General features: G+C 34.7%; 17 protein-coding genes. 8 read left to right on the top strand and 9 right to left on the bottom strand.

The annotated features are described in order from the left end of the window. The first annotated feature begins 28 nt into the window (after window positions 1-28). Window positions 29-1,810, top strand: coding sequence for a 1-deoxy-D-xylulose-5-phosphate synthase (locus OA85_RS06420; RefSeq protein ID WP_039108667.1), 1,782 nt, complete (start codon window positions 29-31; stop codon window positions 1,808-1,810). 38 nt (window positions 1,811-1,848) lie between these two features. Next, window positions 1,849-2,877, top strand: a complete 1,029-nt coding sequence (locus OA85_RS06415; RefSeq protein ID WP_039108666.1) for a DUF3078 domain-containing protein — start codon at window positions 1,849-1,851, stop codon at window positions 2,875-2,877. 2 nt (window positions 2,878-2,879) lie between these two features. On the opposite strand, the gene dgt is transcribed toward OA85_RS06415, so the two are convergent. Together dgt and OA85_RS06405 are read right to left on the bottom strand one after the other, a co-directional pair. After that, window positions 2,880-4,226: a dGTP triphosphohydrolase gene (gene dgt, locus OA85_RS06410; RefSeq protein WP_039108664.1), complete on the bottom strand. Its 1,347-nt coding sequence runs from the start codon at window positions 4,224-4,226 to the stop codon at window positions 2,880-2,882. Window positions 4,227-4,286: 60 nt separating this feature from the next. Next, complete coding sequence (locus OA85_RS06405) at window positions 4,287-4,748, bottom strand: Lrp/AsnC family transcriptional regulator (protein WP_039108663.1); 462 nt, start codon at window positions 4,746-4,748, stop codon at window positions 4,287-4,289. 155 nt (window positions 4,749-4,903) lie between these two features. On the opposite strand from OA85_RS06405, the gene metE reads away from it, so the two are divergent. Further along, a complete protein-coding gene (gene metE / locus OA85_RS06400) occupies window positions 4,904-7,228 on the top strand; it encodes a 5-methyltetrahydropteroyltriglutamate--homocysteine S-methyltransferase (RefSeq protein ID WP_039108662.1) in 2,325 nt (774 codons plus the stop codon). A gap of 66 nt (window positions 7,229-7,294) precedes the next feature. On the opposite strand, the gene OA85_RS06395 is transcribed toward metE, so the two are convergent. From OA85_RS06395 to OA85_RS06385, 3 genes are all read right to left on the bottom strand, one after another. Beyond that, the gene (locus tag OA85_RS06395) at window positions 7,295-7,789 is read right to left on the bottom strand and encodes an RDD family protein (RefSeq protein ID WP_052257159.1); all 495 of its coding nucleotides are present in this window, start codon (window positions 7,787-7,789) and stop codon (window positions 7,295-7,297) included. Between the two features lie 348 nt (window positions 7,790-8,137). Next, window positions 8,138-10,552 (bottom strand): ribonucleoside-diphosphate reductase subunit alpha, encoded by a 2,415-nt coding sequence (locus OA85_RS06390; RefSeq protein ID WP_039109413.1) that lies wholly within the window; start codon window positions 10,550-10,552, stop codon window positions 8,138-8,140. A gap of 179 nt (window positions 10,553-10,731) precedes the next feature. Then, window positions 10,732-11,709: a ribonucleotide-diphosphate reductase subunit beta gene (locus tag OA85_RS06385; RefSeq protein ID WP_035669586.1), complete on the bottom strand. Its 978-nt coding sequence runs from the start codon at window positions 11,707-11,709 to the stop codon at window positions 10,732-10,734. A gap of 505 nt (window positions 11,710-12,214) precedes the next feature. Here OA85_RS06385 and OA85_RS17360 point away from each other — a divergent pair. Further along, on the top strand, window positions 12,215-12,373 hold the full coding sequence (locus OA85_RS17360) for a hypothetical protein (protein ID WP_156129414.1): 159 nt from the start codon (window positions 12,215-12,217) through the stop codon (window positions 12,371-12,373). A 150-nt stretch (window positions 12,374-12,523) separates the two neighbouring features. On the opposite strand, the gene OA85_RS06380 is transcribed toward OA85_RS17360, so the two are convergent. Continuing rightward, window positions 12,524-13,090 (bottom strand): DUF3109 family protein, encoded by a 567-nt coding sequence (locus OA85_RS06380; RefSeq protein ID WP_039108661.1) that lies wholly within the window; start codon window positions 13,088-13,090, stop codon window positions 12,524-12,526. Between the two features lie 259 nt (window positions 13,091-13,349). Between OA85_RS06380 and OA85_RS06375 the strand changes: the two genes are divergently transcribed. The 4 genes from OA85_RS06375 to OA85_RS06360 all read left to right on the top strand — a co-directional run bounded on the left by OA85_RS06375 (window position 13,350) and on the right by OA85_RS06360 (window position 15,682). Continuing rightward, window positions 13,350-13,928 carry a MarC family protein gene (locus OA85_RS06375; protein ID WP_039108660.1) on the top strand — a complete coding sequence of 193 codons (579 nt, stop codon included), beginning with the start codon at window positions 13,350-13,352 and terminating at the stop codon, window positions 13,926-13,928. Window positions 13,929-14,053: 125 nt separating this feature from the next. Further along, on the top strand, window positions 14,054-14,257 hold the full coding sequence (locus OA85_RS06370; protein WP_039108658.1) for a hypothetical protein: 204 nt from the start codon (window positions 14,054-14,056) through the stop codon (window positions 14,255-14,257). 1 nt (window position 14,258) lies between these two features. Next, entirely contained in the window at window positions 14,259-14,864 is a 606-nt protein-coding gene (locus OA85_RS06365) for an FAD-dependent oxidoreductase (RefSeq protein ID WP_039108657.1), read from the top strand. Window positions 14,865-15,013: 149 nt separating this feature from the next. Further along, window positions 15,014-15,682 (top strand): lysophospholipid acyltransferase family protein, encoded by a 669-nt coding sequence (locus OA85_RS06360; RefSeq protein ID WP_039108656.1) that lies wholly within the window; start codon window positions 15,014-15,016, stop codon window positions 15,680-15,682. Between the two features lie 46 nt (window positions 15,683-15,728). On the opposite strand, the gene OA85_RS06355 is transcribed toward OA85_RS06360, so the two are convergent. From OA85_RS06355 to OA85_RS06345, 3 genes are read right to left on the bottom strand one after another with little or no spacing between them, the layout of a single operon-like run. Then, window positions 15,729-17,303, bottom strand: coding sequence for a S41 family peptidase (locus OA85_RS06355; protein ID WP_039108655.1), 1,575 nt, complete (start codon window positions 17,301-17,303; stop codon window positions 15,729-15,731). 1 nt (window position 17,304) lies between these two features. Further along, the gene (locus OA85_RS06350) at window positions 17,305-17,736 is read right to left on the bottom strand and encodes a dCMP deaminase family protein (protein ID WP_039108654.1); all 432 of its coding nucleotides are present in this window, start codon (window positions 17,734-17,736) and stop codon (window positions 17,305-17,307) included. A gap of 6 nt (window positions 17,737-17,742) precedes the next feature. Further along, a complete protein-coding gene (locus tag OA85_RS06345; protein ID WP_039108653.1) occupies window positions 17,743-18,336 on the bottom strand; it encodes a HupE/UreJ family protein in 594 nt (197 codons plus the stop codon). Window positions 18,337-18,422 lie beyond the last annotated feature (86 nt).

Raw genomic sequence — 18,422 nt, 5'->3', positions numbered from 1 at the left:
ATAAGAATTCAATTCGTACATTTGCTTTATGTCAGATAATTTACTTTCAAACATAAATAACCCAACCGATTTACGCCAGCTTGACGAAGCCCAACTTCCTCAACTCGCTCAGGAATTACGTTATTTTATTATCGATATTGTATCTGTAAAAGAAGGACATCTGGGCGCAAGTCTTGGAGTTGTAGAACTAACAATCGCTTTACATTATGTTTTTGACACTCCAAATGATTTATTGATATGGGACGTAGGGCATCAAGCCTACGGACATAAAATACTGACGGGTAGAAGAGAAAATTTTCATACCAACAGACAATTGGGTGGCATTTCTGGTTTCCCAAAAAGAAGTGAGAGTATTTATGATGCTTTTGGCGTAGGCCACTCCTCTACTTCAATTTCAGCAGCTTTAGGAATGGCAATTGCTTCTAATTTGAAAGGCGATTATAACAAACAACACATTGCGGTGATTGGAGATGCTTCCATAGCATCAGGAATGGCTTTTGAAGGCTTAAATCACGCTGGAGTTACTGACGCTAATTTATTGGTAATTCTTAATGACAACGCTATCGGAATTGACCCAAGCGTAGGTGCTTTGAAAAAATACCTCACTGCCGTAAAAGAAGGAAAGAACCCAAGACAAAACAACATGATTAAGTCCCTGAATTTTAATTATTCAGGTCCAATAGATGGTCACGATGTTTTTGCCGTTGTTAAAGAATTGAAGCGTTTACAAAAAATAAAAGGTCCAAAATTCCTCCATGTTATTACCACAAAAGGAAAAGGATTGCGACAAGCCGAAGATGACCAGGTAAAATACCATGCACCCGGAAAATTTGATGCCAACACAGGCGAAATCCATATAAAATCCGAAGAAAATTTACCCCCAAAATACCAAGATGTTTTTGGTTTGACCCTATTAGATTTAGCCAAAAAGAACGAAAAAATTATTGGAATCACACCTGCAATGCCGTCAGGGAGCTCCTTGAAATTCATGATGGATGCTTTTCCAAAACGTGCTTTTGATGTGGGAATTGCTGAACAACACGCAGTGACTCTAGCAGCTGGAATGGCGACACAGGGCATGGTAGTTTTTTGCAATATTTATTCTACCTTTTTACAAAGGGGCTATGATCAAGTGATTCATGATGTTGCTTTACAGGACCTCCCGGTAATTTTTTGCTTGGATAGAGCTGGTTTAGTTGGTGAAGACGGCGCAACGCATCATGGCGTTTTCGATTTGGCTTATTTACGTTGCATTCCCAATATGATTGTTTATGCACCGATGAACGAAATAGCATTGCAAAACATCTTATACACAGCACAATTGGGTTTAAACCATCCAATCGCAATACGGTATCCACGTGGTCGTGGTATCATTATTGATTGGCAAACGCAACATCTTGGAAAGTATGAAAAAATAGAAATTGGAAAAAGTATTTGCATAAAAGAAGGTTCGAAAGTAGCCGTTTTATCCAATGGAACAATTGGAAACAATGTTACTTTGGCTTTAGCAAAAATGAATCACCCTAAAACCATTGCGCATTACGATTTTTCATTTGTTAAACCCTTGGATGAAAATGCATTAAACTCTATTTTTACTGAATTTGAAAACATAATAACAATTGAAGATGGCGTTACCAAAGGAGGCTTTGGAAGCGCGATTCTTGAGTTTGCATCCGAGAATAATTATAGTACAAAAATAACTGTTCTTGGTATTCCAGATGAATTTATAGAACAAGGAACTATTACTGAATTACAACAATATTGCAAAATTGACGTTAAAAGTCTTGAAATACTTTTTTCAAGCTATTAAAATAATTATTTTGCAGTCTTAAATTTAAATACATTATAATGAAATTACTGTCGTACGCTATTCTTTTCTTTATACTTATAATATCTATCAATAGTTTTTCCCAAGAAAAAACAATACCGGAACTCACATCTGTTTCAACGCTCGTAAAAGTGACTTCATACGCACCGTTGGCTGTAGCACTAAAAATACAGACGAAAACATATTACCTTCCTTTATCGCATTGGATAAAAAAAAATACTTTGGGCTTTGACATTTCAGAAATTGCATTTGTAAATTGGAGTGCCGGTGGTACCAGTTCAATATCAGGACTTTTTAAAGGTAATTTTTTAAGGGTTTATAATCGAGATAATTACAAATGGTCTAATGAGCTTATTGTTCGCTATGGCTTAAATAAGCAAGACGGAATTGAAGTCAGAAAAACTGATGATGCACTTCAATTCAATTCTACATTTGGTTATCGCCAAGACACCCTATCTAACTGGTACCACTCAGCAAAATTTAATTTCAATAGCCAGTTTACCAATGGTTATTCCTACCCTAACAAGGAAATTGCTATTTCAAAACCATTTGCACCAGCTTATATTTTCATGGGGATAGGAGCTGAAAATATCAACAAAGAAAAGAAAAGAACCTTTTATGTTTCCCCATTTACATTTAAAACAACATTAGTTTTAGATCAAAGATTGGCAAATCAAGGAGCTTTTGGAGTTACAAAAGCGATCTATGACGCAAACGGTGTTTTAATTACTGAAGGTAAAAAATCTAAAACGGAACTTGGTTTTTTAATGACCAGCTCTTATAAGAAAGAAATTTTTAAAAACATCAATTTAGAAAACCGCTTGAGTTTGTACTCTGATTACATCAATAACTTTGGTAATGTCGATGTGGATTGTGATTTATTATTAGACTTAGTTGTAAATCAATATGTAAAAGCAAATATAGGAACACGACTCGTTTATGATGACGATATAAAATCAAAAAAAGAAGTTGACGGCACTCAAGTTACTCAAGGCGCTAAAGCACAACTAAAACAACTGCTAGGAGTTGGAATCGTTTATGTTTTTTAACATTAAGCCTTCTTTCTTCCATTAATAGTTTCAAATAATTCAAGTGCATTCCCATCAGTCAAAAGAGACACATAATGACAAATATGAAGTAATCTTCCATAAAGATTTTCTTTTTCTAAATGGTGTTTTTCAGGTAACATTTTCATGATTAAAGCATCATAATTAGATGCTTCTCCGTTGAATTTATTATTGAAAGCAGTTATGAATTTATCCAATAGTGTTTGTATAATCTGGTAACCGACGATTTCTTTCTCGATGACTTCACGGCTTTGGTAAATATTTTTGACACTAATTTTTATAATATCATCCATTTGTGCCTTGTACTTGCTTTTATCCATAATTGCAAAAGGGAATTTCCCTTCCAGAATTAATACTTCATTTTCGATAAAAACTTTAACTGCATCATTAATTAAACTTCCTATTGCCAAAGCACGCAAATAACTTATTCGGTCTTCTTTGGTTTCTAAAGTTTTGTATTTTGAAGTGTCAATGCTGTCTTTTACCAATTTTATCAAATATTCCAAGGCAAAATCTTCAGAAACTAATCCTAAATTGATTCCGTCTTCAAAATCAATAATGGTGTAACAAATATCATCCGCAGCTTCAACTAAATAAGCCAAAGGATGTCTTTCGAAACCTATATTATCTCCTGATTTATTGGGAATCAAACCCATATCTGAAGCCACATCTTGAAAAAAGGCTTTATCCGTTTGAAAAAAACCGTATTTTTTATCGGCAATAGCTGCGGTTGGTTTTTTTGGTAAACTTTCTTTTGGATATTTCATGAAAGCACCAAGGGTCGCATAGGAAATTCTAAGTCCGCCTTCGATTCCGGGGCGACTTGCTGTCAGTACCGAAAATCCATTGGCATTTCCTTCAAAATCTATTAAATCCTGCCATTCTTTTGCAGTAAGTTGGTCTTTATATTGCTGTCCTTTCCCAATAGAAAAATACTCTCCAATCGCTTTTTCACCAGAATGTCCAAAAGGCGGATTCCCAATATCATGAGCCAATGATGCTGCGGCAACAATAGCACCAAAATCATTCATGTGATAGCCGTGAACCTCTTTCAAATGCGGATATTTCTCTATAATTTTTTTACCAACCAATCGCCCTAAAGAACGACCAACAACCGAAACTTCTAAACTGTGGGTCAATCTGGTATGCACAAAATCAGTTTTTGACAAGGGAATAACTTGTGTTTTATCCTGTAAACTTCTAAAAGCGGACGAGAAGATTATACGGTCATAATCAACTTCAAAACCCAAACGGGTATCGTCTTGTTCTACACGTAATCTTTTGCCTTTGTCGCCTTGTCTTCTTAGTGATAAAAGTTGTTCCCAGTTCATGGTTTATTTTTAGGATTTGGTTTCAAAGATACAGAAAAGACAAATCAAAAATGTAAATAATCAAATGGATAATGCGGTACTATGCTTGATTTCTCCCATTACAAAAACACTTTGAGTATTACCAATATTCTCAATAGTTGATAATTTATTCATTACAAAATCTTGATAACTGGACATATCTTCCACTAAAATTTTCAGCATAAAATCGTAATCCCCTGCTATGTTGTAGCATTCTATAATTTCAGGAAGAGCAACAATATCTTTTACAAAATTACTCCCCACATTTTTAGCATGTTCCTTTAGCCGAACATTACAGAAAACTGTCATTCCAAGATTTAATTTTTTCTTATCTAGCAAGGCAACATATTTCATAATATAGCCATCGCGTTCCAGTTTTTTTATACGTTCATAGACTGGTGTAACCGTCAGAAATAATTTACCTGCTAGCTCTTTAGTATTGATGTTCGAGTTTTCTTGCAGGTGTTTTAATATTTGCAAATCAATGTTATCAATATTTTCCATAGTATTTTTTACTGTTAAAAATCATTTTCAAAGTTTCATTCAGAACTAAAACCTACCATATATCCATATAATACTTTTATTCACTGAAATAGTAGGCTAATTTAAGTTTAAATATCCAATACAATAACTTTGCATAGTAAAAAATACTGTATATAATGAAAACAAACAATCTAGGTTATCCAAGAATTGGTAGCAACAGAGAATTAAAAAAAGCCTGTGAATCGTATTGGGCAGGAAAAATTTCCGCAGAAGAACTTTTAACTGTAGGTGCTACTATCCGCAAGGAAAACTGGCAATTACAAGCCGAGGCCGGAATCGATTTAATCCCTTCCAATGACTTTTCGTTTTACGACCAAGTACTGGATTTATCACTTACATTAGGAGTTATACCAAAACGTTATCAAGAATTAGCCAAAACAAACTCCACTATCGATTTGTATTTTGCGATGGCCAGAGGTTCGCAAAAAGAAGGACAAGACGTAGTTGCTATGGAAATGACAAAATGGTTTGATACTAACTACCATTATATTGTCCCGGAATTTACAAAAGATCAAGAATTCAAATTATTCTCCGAAAAAATAATCGATGAGTTCAAAGAAGCTAATGCTTTAGGAATTGCGACAAAACCAGTTCTAATAGGACCCGTTACTTATTTACTTCTTGGAAAAGAAAAGGAAGAAAGTTTTCATAGAATTGACCTTGTTGACAAATTGCTTCCGGTATATTTTGAAATTCTTCAAAAACTGGAAAATGAAAATATTGAATGGATTCAATTTGACGAACCATTTTTGGCTTTGAATCTAACTGATAAAGAAAGAAGTGCTATCACTTATGTTTATACCGAAATCAACAAACGTTTCCCTAAAATCAAATTGATTCTTGCTAATTATTTTGATTGCTTTGGCGAAAATCTTGAAACTGTCCTTGCATTACCCGTTCATACTTTGCATTTAGATTTGGTTCGGTGTCATTCGCAATTGGATGATATTCTGGAATCAGGACAATTATCAGATAATGTAAATCTTTCGCTTGGTGTTGTAGATGGAAGAAATATTTGGAAAAATGATTTCAAAAAATCTTTAGCCCTTATCAAGAAAGCAACGGACGCACTTGGCGAAAATAGAATCCTAATTGCGCCATCGTGCTCTCTTATTCACTCGCCATGTGATTTAGAATTAGAAACTAACAACGCAACACTAACTCCTGAAATCAAGCAATGGTTGGCTTTCGCCAAACAAAAAACAGAAGAAATAGTGCTGCTTAAATATTTTGCTTCGAACGAAATAGACATCAGTAATTCTATCCGTTTTGAAGAAAATACTATTGCCAATGAAAACCGAAAAACATCAAAATTAATCCATAATGATGCGGTCAAAAATCGTGTTGCCAGCATTACAACCGGCGATGATCAAAGACAAAATCCATTTTCCGTTCGAAGAAAAAAACAAATAGATGTATTGAATCTTCCATTATTCCCAACGACAACTATTGGTTCTTTCCCACAAACTACTGAAGTACGAAGCTGGAGAGCGAAGTTCAAAAAAGGCGAATTAAATCAACAACAATATGATGCTTTACTCCAAAAAGAAACTGAAGAAACGATTCGTTTTCAAGAAGAAACTGGTATTGATGTTTTGGTTCATGGAGAGTTTGAACGCAATGATATGGTGGAATATTTTGGAGAGCAACTCGACGGATTTACATTTACCAAAAATGGTTGGGTACAAAGTTACGGAAGCCGTTGCGTGAAACCTCCCGTTATTTATGGTGATGTATCACGCCCGAACCCAATGACTGTGAAATGGTCAGCCTTTGCACAATCGCTTACGCCAAAATGGGTAAAAGGAATGCTAACCGGTCCTGTAACTATTTTACAATGGTCTTTTGTTCGTAACGATCAACCGCGCTCAGAAACCTGTACCCAAATTGCATTGGCGATTAGAGATGAAGTAGTCGATTTAGAAAATGCAGGAATTAAGATTATTCAAATCGACGAACCTGCTATTCGAGAAGGATTACCTTTACGCAAAGAAGAATGGGCGACCTATTTGGATTGGGCAGTAAAAGCGTTTAGAATTTCGGCAAGTGGAGTAAAAGATGACACCCAAATTCATACACACATGTGTTACAGTGAATTCAACGATATCATACAGAATATTGCTGATATGGATGCCGATGTAATCACTATAGAATGTTCGCGTTCGCAAATGGAATTACTGGATGCTTTTGCCGATTTCAATTATCCAAACGAAATAGGACCTGGCGTATATGATATTCACTCGCCTCGTGTCCCTTCGAGTACCGAAATGGTGAAATTATTAGAAAAAGCTTCGGCAGTTATTCCTGTTGATCAACTTTGGGTAAATCCGGATTGTGGTTTAAAAACCCGCCATTGGGACGAAACCAAAAAGGCTTTAATAGAAATGGTGGCCGCTGCTCAGGAAATGAGAATTGCAGTAGAAAATATAGCAACTGTTTAATAATTAAATAAAAAACCTAGTAGATTTAAAAATTTTACTAGGTTTTCTTTTTAAGGGAAACTATTATTAAACTACAATTTCGTCAAATGGATCAAGCAATTTCTTTTTTGCAACAAACTCATGCTTTTTCACCACATAAGTAACGGATAATGTATCGTGCCATCCTCGTGAATCAACTCCTAAAAAGGAAAAGGGCTCCAAAGGGATTAATCTGGAGACTGTTCGTATAATAACGCTTTTCATATTTGGTTTTGAACCGTCATGCTTTACAACTAGTGTTTTAGTAAAATATTTAGCGAAGGTTCTGGAGAAATACATTTCGGTAAGTCCGTAGTAAAAAAATAGGATAATAAGTCCAAAAAAGAAGCTTTCGATTGGGCTCAATGATTTAACCCAATTCGAGGCTGCATAACTATTAGTCAAGTCTCCAATTATAATTATGGTGGTGCCAATGGTGATTTCAATAATATAAACTATCAATACATCGATAATGAAATTCAGGAGACGCTGGCTTTTGGAAGCTAATAAATCATCTGTAACAGTAAGTTTTTTATTTTCCATAGTAGTTCGTATAAAAAATGACAACTTATAATGATAACTACCTCAAATATAGTGAATTATTTACAAATTTAAACTCTTAACTCTTGGTATTTTAGCCCTGATACTTCACTTAACTTTTATTTTAATTGGAGTTCAGTGAACTTCGTTTGAAGTGAAAATCCTTTTTATTCGCCTTTTCGGCGGATAGAAAGATTGCAACGAAAAGCGGGACACGAGCAAAGCGAACTGACGAAGTAAATAGCTCCAAAAAAAAGCAGTTATCATTACAATAACTGCTTTTGTATTAAAACCTTTTTGTTGACATCAACAATAGGATTTGTATAAGATTGCTTAGTTCCTCGCAATGCCTTATGACCCACACATTTCACATTCGTCTGGACCGGCATTTTTTGCCAATTCAATCATTGCTTTGTATTCTTCGGTAGTCATTTCTACTTGTTCCGCTACTACAGGAACAGCGATTGGTTGCTCTTTAATTTCGATTGGCTCCGCTTTTTTATCGTTGTTCAATGTAAATTTAATCGCATCTACCGCAGCTTTTGTTCTCAAATAATACATTCCCGTTTTCAATCCGGATTGCCAAGCATAGAAATGCATCGATGTCAATTTAGAATAATTGGCATTTTGCATAAATAAGTTCAACGATTGTGATTGATCCACAAAATAACCACGTTGACGGGACATATCGATAATATCTTTCATGGACATTTCCCAAACTGTTTTGTACAATTCTTTCAAGTCTTGCGGAATGTTTAGGTCTTGAACCGAACCGTTATTTCGCATTAATTCTTGTTTCAATGTTTCGTTCCACAAACCACGTTCCACTAAATCGTGTAACAAGTGCTTGTTTACCACAATAAATTCTCCCGAAAGTACTCTTCTGGTGTAAATATTAGAAGTATATGGTTCAAATGCCTCGTTGTTACCCAAAATTTGAGAAGTCGAAGCAGTTGGCATTGGCGCCACTAACAAGGAGTTTCTCACCCCGTGTTGCATCACTTCTTTTCTCAATGAAGCCCAGTCCCAACGACCAGATAATTCCTCATCTTTCATTCCCCACAAATTATACTGGAATTCTCCTTGTGACATTGGTGAACCTTCAAAAGTAGAATAAGGTCCTTCTTCTTTAGCCATTTCCATTGAAGCGGTAACGGCTGCAAAATATAAAGTTTCGAAAATTTCTTGGTTCAGTTTCTTCGCTTCGTCGCTCGTAAATGGCAAACGCAACATAATGAAAGCATCGGCCAGTCCTTGTACTCCAAGACCAACAGGCCTGTGACGCATATTAGAGTTTTCGGCTTCTTTTACTGGATAATAATTTCTGTCAATAACTTTATTCAAGTTTCTGGTCACGCGTTTTGTAACGGTGTACAGCAAATCGTGATTGAATTTTTTGTTTTCCACAAACATTGGCAACGAAAGTGAAGCCAGGTTACAAACCGCAATTTCATCTTTCGAAGTATATTCCATAATCTCCGTACACAAATTCGAAGAACGAATCGTACCTAGATTTTTTTGGTTTGATTTTCTGTTGGCTGCATCTTTATACAACATGTAAGGCGTTCCAGTTTCGATTTGCGATTCCAAGATTTTCTCCCACAATTCATGTGCTTTGATGGTTTTTCTACCTTTTCCACGTTTCTCATAATCAATGTACATCGCCTCAAATTCTTCGCCATACACATCATACAATCCTGGACATTCATTAGGACACATCAAGGTCCAATAACTATCTTCTTGTACACGTTTCATAAACAAATCCGAAGTCCACATGGCAAAGAATAAATCTCTTGCACGCATTTCTTCTTTTCCGGTATTCTTTTTCAAGTCTAGGAATTCAAAGATATCCGCATGCCAAGTTTCGATATAAATAGCAAAACTTCCTTTACGTTTTCCACCACCTTGATCTACATAACGCGCCGTGTCATTAAAAACACGCAACATCGGAACAATTCCGTTTGACGTTCCGTTTGTCCCACGTATATAAGAACCTGTAGCTCTCACATTGTGAATAGAAAGTCCAACTCCACCTGCTGATTGAGAGATTTTAGCCGTTTGTTTCAACGTGTCATAAATACCGTCAATACTATCATCTTGCATGGCCAAAAGGAAACAAGAAGACATTTGAGGTTTTGGCGTTCCGGCGTTGAACAATGTTGGCGTTGCATGCGTAAAGAACTTTTTCGACATTAAGTCGTAGGTCTCTATTACTGATTTCAAATCATCTAAGTGAATCCCAACTGACACACGCATCAACATGTGTTGCGGACGCTCCACGATTTTACCGTTTATTTTTAGCAAATACGATCTTTCCAAGGTTTTAAAACCAAAATAATCGTAGTTGAAATCTCTATTGTATATAATATGTGAGTCTAAAAACTCCGCATTATCCATAATCACTTTATGTACTTCCTCAGAAAGTAACGGCGCATATTGACCGTTTCTTGGGTTTACATAATTGAACATATCACTCATCGTTTCCGAAAATGATTTTTTTGTATTCGAATGTAAATTTGAGATTGCAATACGAGCAGCTAATTGTGCATAATCAGGGTGCGCAATAGTCATTGACGCGGCAGTTTCGGCAGCAAGGTTATCCAATTCAGATGTCGAAACACCATCATAAAGTCCTTCAATTACACGCATTGCCACTTTCACGGCATCAACCAAATCATTCAAACCATAACATAATTTTTTAATTCTGTCAGTGATTTTGTCGAACATTACCGGCTCTTTATGGCCATCTCTTTTAACTACATACATACGCTTAATTGTTTTAAAAAACAGAAAATCCCTTTCCCGTTTTTGAGTATTTGTTTCATTTTTTTGGGAAGCTAATCCCGCTGTCATTCCAATCTTTCTAGTCCTGAAAAAGCTCAGGACTAGAAAGGATATTCCCTTCCATCGGGGCTAAAAACACCCGGTGATGCGATAACTACTTTCTAAAAATCAGCGTCAAAGCTAATTTTCTGAGCATCTTCATCCGTATTCATTACTCCTGATTTTTGATATTCGGCAACTTTCTTTTCAAAGAAGTTTGTTTTCCCTTGAAGCGAAATCATATCCATAAAATCAAACGGATTTGAAGTGTTGTATTCTCTGTCGCAACCTAATTCTACTAATAATCTATCCGCAACAAATTCTAAATATTGGGTCATCAACACTGCATTCATTCCTATTAAACTTACAGGAAGTGATTCGGTGATAAATTCTCTTTCAATATTCAAAGCATCGACGATAATTTCGCGAATTCTTTCTTTTGAAACTTTATTTACCAAGTGGTGGTTGTGCAAGTGCACTGCAAAATCACAGTGTACCCCTTCATCACGAGAAATCAATTCGTTAGAAAATGTCAATCCTGGCATTAACCCACGTTTTTTCAACCAATAAATAGAACAAAATGCTCCCGAAAAGAAAATTCCTTCCACAGCAGCAAAAGCAATCAAACGCTCCGCAAACGAATCGGATTCAATCCATTTCAAAGCCCAGTCCGCTTTTTTCTTAATCGCAGGAAAAACTTCTAAAGCATTGAATAATTCATCTTTCTCAGCTTCATCTTTCACATACGTATCAATCAATAAAGAATACGTTTCACTATGAATGTTTTCCATCATGATTTGAAAACCGTAAAAGAATTTTGCTTCAGCATACTGCACTTCGTTCACAAAATTTTCAGCAAGATTTTCATTTACAATTCCGTCAGAAGCAGCAAAAAAAGCAAGAATATGTTTTACAAAATAACGTTCCTCATCAGAAAGTTTATTATTCCAGTCGTTTAAATCTTGTGACAAATCGATTTCTTCAGCAGTCCAGAAACTGGCTTCCATACTTTTATAAAATTCCCAAATATCATGGTGTTTGATAGGGAAAATTACGAAACGATTTTTATTTTCTTGTAAAATTGGTTCAACTTGCGCCATTATAATTGTTTATTTTTTTGAGGTTTTAACGAAATTTTATGCTTTCTGTGGATTACAAAGATTGTGAAATATTGCGGTTAATAAAAGTCAAACTTATTCACAATCGGACCTAGTTTTTAACAAACACACAGAACAAGAACATTTCTCACAAACATTTTAATTAATTAAAAATCAATTATTTGAAACCAAAAACAGAATACAAAGTACCGTAAAATATAGGATTTAAAAAACAAGAAACAAGAAAAATTTATTTTTTTTTAAATTTATTTATTCAAAAAAAATATTTCAAATTTAATCAAAGAAGATGCCCATACTTAAAAATAAATGCACTGCAAAAACTTATCAATACAAAATATTAAATTGTTGATAATTTTAAGTACACGTTAACCTTATTTTATATATTTATATACTATTTTTGAGCAATAAAAAAACCGATACAATCTTTACGATTATATCGGATTTTAAATTATTCTATCTTTCGATAAATAATTTCACTACGTCAAAGATGAGTCTACCACAACCAAGAATTGACGGAATGAGTTTACAAAATTTGAGCCAAAGACTTTCTGAGTCTGAAGGCTCTTTTTTATTAACTTTCATCAACTACAAAGATTATCAAACATTGCCGAAATTAAAAGTCAAACTTATTCACAATCGACTCTAGTTTTTAACAAATAGAAAAAATCAGGACGTTTTTCAGACAAACTATAAAAAACTGTATATCAGTGATTTAAAATTTAAAAAAGAGTGTAAAGTACCGTAAAATATAGGATTTTAAAAACAGGGAACAAGAAAAATTTAATTTTTTTTGGATTTATTTTTTCATGTCCAGAGCCACTTTTTCAAGCTCTGCATACCAGTCTTCCCCAAATTTCCTAACCAATGCTTCTTTAACGAATTTGTAAACAGGAACTTCAAGTTCCTGACCTAAAGAACAGGCTGCATCACAAATATCCCACTTGTCATAATTGACCGCGGCAAACTCCGTAAAATCTTTCACACGAATAGGATATAAATGGCAAGAAACTGGTTTTTTCCAGTCAATTATTCCTTGATTGTACGCTTGTTCAATACCGCAAAGTGCTGTTTTACCGTCAAAAATCACGTAAGCACAATCTTTATTGTCAATCAGTGGTGTTTCAAGATCACCATCAGTTCCTTTTACCCAAGTTCCTTGCGCTTCGATAGCAGCAATTCCTTGTTTACGAAGAAACGGTTTTACTTTAGGATAGATTTCTTCTAATATCTTCGTTTCCTCAACGCTCAATGGAGCTCCAGCATCGCCATCAACGCAACAAGCCCCTTTACAGGCTGATAAATTGCAAACAAAATCTTTTTCGAGAATGTCTTCTGAGACGATGGTTTTTCCTAATTGAAACATTATTTTGGGGTACTGTGATTATAAAGCGCAAAGGTAGTTAAAGTAATTTATACTTTTTTAGATAAAAACTAACTTTAACGTTCAAACCAAACCAACTGTTCCACTGACAGCAACAAACTAAAATTGAACACAATAGAAAAAAAACCTCCCAAAACGATAGTTATTTAAATAATCTTTAAAAAGTACCTAAATAAATCGTAATACCGTGCTATTTCATCCAATATTCTGACGAAAAGTTTAACTTTGTAAATAAAAAGCTATGATAGGATTTGACATTAGAGAAATTGTTACCGTAAGTATGGTGCTTTTTGCAGTAATTGATATCATTGGTACTATTCCAATTATCATCGATTTAAGAGCAAAATTTGGACATATCGAATCCGAAAAAGCATCTTTGGCTTCAGGAGCAATTATGATTGTCTTTCTTTTTATAGGGGAAGAATTCTTAAATCTGATTGGGATTGATGTTCACTCCTTTGCAGTAGCAGGATCCTTTGTCTTGTTTTTTCTGGCGCTGGAAATGATTTTAGGCATTCGATTGTATCGAGACGAAGCCGCCAGTTCTGCCTCAATTGTCCCTATCGCTTTCCCACTTGTTGCCGGTGCAGGAACCATGACGACTTTATTATCACTAAAAGCAGAATTTCAAACCATTAATATTATCGTTGCTATCATTTTAAACATCATTCTGGTTTATATTGTCTTGAAATCATCTGCGAAAATCGAAAGAATGCTGGGAGAAAATGGCCTTGGAGTAATAAGAAAGACATTTGGAGTTGTACTTCTTGCCATTGCTGTTAAATTATTCGCTGCTAATGTTAAAGGTTTGTTTGTCTAAAATAAATTTTCATAAATTTACCCCATAACGCAATAATATAAAATAATTTGATTTTATTTGGGCCTTGAATTTCTAAAAGAAATAGTTCAAAACCTCATTTTTTATATTAAAAACAAAAAAATATCATGAAAATCTTTACTAACATACTGGTGTTTTTAGCAATAGCTTTAATCCTATTTAATGTTACTTTGCTTGATTTCAGAAATCCATTTAAAGGAGACAGCGTTGTCGCTTTTATTGGGATTGCAGCATCTTTTTGTGCTGTTTTGATTCTTCTTATCTTTAGAATGTCAAAAAAAATAGAAGAAAAATCAAACGATAAGTTCTAACATGCTTGATGTTCTAATTATTGGCGGTGGCGTTTCCGGAATGTCATGTGCACTTGTATTGGGTTCTGCAAAAAACAAACCCTTTGCCATTGATAAAAAAATTGGTGTTTTCACCCATCAAAAAACATCGGCACTTCAAGACGCATTGTTTAATAATGCTTACGGAATAATTCCAGGCAAATTAGGTTCCGAATTATTAACGGAAAGCATTCAACATCTTTCAGAAACCTACCCACACATTACACAAATTCCGAATGAAAAAGTGCTGAAAATTGAAGGCATTTTTCCTGAATTCACCGTAACCACAAACAAGAGCGCTTACAAAACTAAAATAATCGTCATAGGCATTGGGTCTGCAAACACTTTTGCAATAGATGGATTAATGCATTATGTAGAACCACACCAAAAAGCACTTCCTGAAAAACAAAGAATCCAACTCAAAAATAATGACCATAAAGTTACTGACGGGATTTATGTGATAGGAACTTTAGCGGGCTGGAGAAGCCAACTGGCCATTGCTGCCGGAAGCGGCGCTGCCGTTGCCACTGATATTCTTACTTTATGGAATGGCGGCATACAAACGCATTGTCATGATAGCATTAGATAAATAGAATTTCATTGTGAAAAATCTCTAGAAAAATAATGGTAGGTTTACACTTTCATTAATCTATTTTTATGTTATCACTTTTATTGAGCTTCACAAGACTCATCGTTTTTATAGTATTCATTTCCTTTTTCTCAATTATTTTCTATTTCATGAGTTTCTTTTGGAGTGAAGAAACTAATTCTAAAAAAGCACTTGTATTACGCGATTTTTTAATAAAAGTATCCAATATAATTTTAGGCATACGCACCATCGTTTATGGCGAAAAACCCACAGTACAAGGATTAATCGTAGCCAATCACCGGTCTTATTTTGACCCAATCGTAATTGTAAATTTAATCCATGCCTATCCTGTTGGAAAAATAGAAGTTGCTTCATGGCCACTTATTGGATACATCTGTAAAATATCAGGGGTGTTATTTGTGGACAGAAAGTGTTCGAAAAGCAGACAAAATACTGCCGAAAATATTCGAGAAGTGCTGAGCAAAGGATACTCAATCATCAATTTTCCCGAAGGTACAACTCATGATTTGCCTACAACTGTAGCTTTCAATTATGGCTCATTTGTCATGGCTACTAAAATAGAATCTGCAGTTATACCTATTGCTATTGATTATAAAGAGAAAACGGATGCCTTCATTGGGAACGACACTTTTATTCCACATTTTTTAAAATGTTTTGGGAAACCTACTACCGAGATTAAAATAACTTTCTTCCCTCCTATTTATTCTGAAGATGCAACCTATCTATTGAACACATCCAAAGACATGATAGACAAAGAACTCATTCGCTATAGAAAAGATTGGGACAGTGAAAATTAGCTGTCATTTTATAAATTTAATCTGTAAAAACAGGGGCAATTCTTTACTATTGATTCTTTAAAACCGCTTTAATCATCGCATCTTCTTTTAATACAATTTCATAGTAATACTTTTCACCATACAATTGTCTGGCGAATTCTGCAGCTACATAACGTTTTACTAACGACTTGCTTTTTCCAAATTTCAAATCCAATCCGTTTTCGAAAATATACTTTTGGAAAGAATCAAAATACCTATCCGTTTCATTCATTTTAGTTAGGAATTGCTGGAAAGTCAATCCATTGAATGCATTTCTATTTTTGTCCAATTGTTCAAACACAAAATGTCCCACAACACCCGATTGCAATAAATAAGCCGTGCTTTCATTTCCATGTTCTACTTCAAGTGGCACAAAAACATCAGGCACAATTCCGCCGCCGCCGTAAACAATTTTGCCTTTTTTGGTCTTAAATTTTAAGGCATTCGAAACTTTTATACTGTCTTTTTCATACAACTCCCCATTTACAAAACGAGTATCCGATTCTTTAAAATACGCCTCATTCCCTTTGGAATAGGGCTTTTGAATCGAACGACCGGTTGGAGTATAGTATCTAGCGATAGTCAATCGAACAGCTGAGCCATCATCAAAATCCATTTCACGCTGTACCAATCCTTTTCCAAAAGAACGTCGACCTACAATTGTTCCTCTGTCATTATCTTGTATTGCTCCCGCCAGAATTTCACTTGCAGACGCACTATTTTCATTAATTAAAACAAACACATTTCCGCTTTCGAAACTTCCTCTTTCAGTTGCAAAAGTTTTATCTATATTCCCTTTTTTATTTTTGGTAAAAACAATTAATTGCTTGTCTTTTAGTAATTCATCGGCAATTGCAATGGCTTCTTCCATATAACCGCCGCCATTATCCCGAAGATCGATAATTAATGATTTGGCACCTTGCTTTTTTAATGCATCCAAACCTCTTTTAAACTCGCCGTAAGTGGTTTCGGCAAAACGATTTATTTTTATATAACCGGTATCATTTTTCAAAAGCATGGAAATATCGACACTTTTTAAAGGAATAACATCTCGTTTTACTTTTAATTTAATCTTTTTACGTTCTGATTTTCTGTAAACGGTAAGTTCAATTTCAGAACCCACAGTACCTTTTAGTTTAGAAAACAAACTGTCATTAGGCAATTTACGTCCAAATAATTTGGTTTTATCAGCATACAAAATTCGGTCGCCAGCTTTTATTCCGGCTTTAGCCGAAGGGCCATTTTCAACTGGTTTTATTATCGCCACCGAATCATTGTACATATAGAAATTGACGCCTATACCCACAAAATCTCCTTTCATGCTTTCAACAACTTCAGCCTGTTCACTTGGCGGAATATATACAGAATGTGGATCTAATTTTGCCAAAATATTATCAACAGTCAGATTTACAATAGAATCTGTATTGACATTATCAACATACTCGTTATCAATAAAATCAATCAGCTTATTGAGTTTATTCTTCGAATTGTTTTTAGCAAAAAATGGGCTTTGATTTGGAGCATTCAATAAACCGCCCAGAACAACTCCTAGACCAAGAGCCACACTAATAATTATAGGCAGGTATTTATTGTCGATTTTCATTTTATTCTTCTAATACTGGAATATGCTCTACTTCTACTCCCGCTTTTATCAAAAACTGAATTCCCGAATCATCGCGGTATCCATTGTGATACACCACTCTTTTTATACCCGATTGATGGATTAATTTACTGCATTCTTTACAAGGCGAAAGTGTAATGTATAACGTAGCCCCTTCGCAAGACTGTGTTGATCGCGCCACTTTGAGAATAGCATTCGCTTCAGCGTGCAACACATCCCAACGCGTTAACCCTTCTTCATCCTCGCAACAATTTTCAAATCCAGTTGGCGTTCCGTTGTAACCATCAGAAATAATCATTCGGTCTCTTACAATAATTGCACCTACTTGTTTTCTTTTGCAATAAGACAAAAGTCCCCATTCAGTGGCAATTCTAAGATACGCTTTATCGTATTTATTCAATTTTTTTGATTTCATTATTTTTTATCTAATCCAGATTTCATTTTCAATAATCATTGGCAAAACTACCCCTATTATAAATGCTGACATCACCAAAGTCCAATCGCGTTTAGAGAATCTAAAAACCGTTTGAACAATATAGGACAATACCAAAACAACAAAAACTACAATAATTTGAGCTGCTTCTATCCCTAATGCAAATTCACCCAAAGGCAATAATTTAGAGGTTGCACTTCCTCCCAGAATTGATTTAAAATAGTTTGAAAAACCCAAACCATGAATAATCCCAAAGAAAAGTGTTATAAAAAACACTAAATTTATACTTTCTTTTTTACTGGATTTACCAGCCGTAAAAAGATTAAACAAGGCTGTTATTAATATCGTTATTGGTATTAACAACTCAACAACATTCACTTTTATGGCAATTATTCCAAAAACAGAAAGTACTAAAGCCAGCGTATGTCCAATTGTAAACAGCGTTATCAAGAGTACTATTCGCTGCCAATCCTTGAAAGAAAAAGGAACGGCTAATGCTATTAAAAACAAAACATGGTCATAGGCATGAATATCCAAAACGTGTTTTAATCCTATTTGAAAGTAAATCCAAAAATCTGACATAGGTTATTTATTAAATTGATATGGGGTTGTAAACTTACGATTAATTTTGAAAATGATTGATTTCAAAATATAAATCATTCCTTAAA

Source organism: Flavobacterium sp. AED (assembly GCF_000812945.1).
Taxonomy (GTDB): domain Bacteria; phylum Bacteroidota; class Bacteroidia; order Flavobacteriales; family Flavobacteriaceae; genus Flavobacterium.
Note: the sequence above shows the minus strand (reverse complement) of the source record. Positions and strands in the feature narration are given on the sequence as shown.